This window comes from Phocaeicola fibrisolvens, from assembly GCF_025567125.1.
In the GTDB taxonomy this organism is placed as follows: domain Bacteria; phylum Bacteroidota; class Bacteroidia; order Bacteroidales; family Bacteroidaceae; genus Phocaeicola; species Phocaeicola fibrisolvens.
In genome coordinates this window covers 1-534 of record NZ_JAOQJI010000108.1, presented here as the reverse complement: position 1 = coordinate 534, position 534 = coordinate 1, and the positions used below count along the sequence as shown (strand labels likewise).

Annotated in this window: 1 rRNA gene; it reads left to right on the top strand. The window is 40.1% G+C overall.

The window, feature by feature from the left end:
* Positions 1 to 208 precede the first annotated feature (208 nt).
* A 5S ribosomal RNA gene (rrf, locus tag OCV81_RS17715) occupies positions 209 to 319 on the top strand.
* Positions 320 to 534: the final 215 nt, after the last annotated feature.

Below are 534 nucleotides of genomic sequence, written 5' to 3'. Positions count from 1 at the left end.
TAAAGCTGGAGACAGCAAAGCCGAGCATTACTAATTGCCCGTCAGCTTTCCTTATCCGCGCCGGGCGGATGGAAAACATCAAAGGATGATATATACGTTTGGCCAGTGTGCTGAAATTGCTTGCTTGTAAGTCATGATAAAATATGATTGATAAGGAGAATGGGTACGTTGTTCATTATTCATTTTTCATTATCAATTGAAAGGATATTAAGGTGACTATGGCGCGAAGGTTCCACCTCTTCCCATTCCGAACAGAGAAGTTAAGCTTCGCCACGCCGATGGTACTGCGTACAAGTGGGAGAGTAGGTAGTCGCCGTTTTACAGAGAGCCTCGAGATAGCAATATCTCGGGGCTTTTTTTGTGCCCGTTCAATTCTTTACGAAGTCTGGTAGGAGATTCTATGGCTCAACGTAAAAATCTGAGGGATTCGTTGATTAAGCATAACGTGAGTTCGAAATAGTAATAAATATATTTCAGTGATAATTAGAAACATAGCGATAAAAGTATTAAATTTATAGTGCTGAATTATAAGAT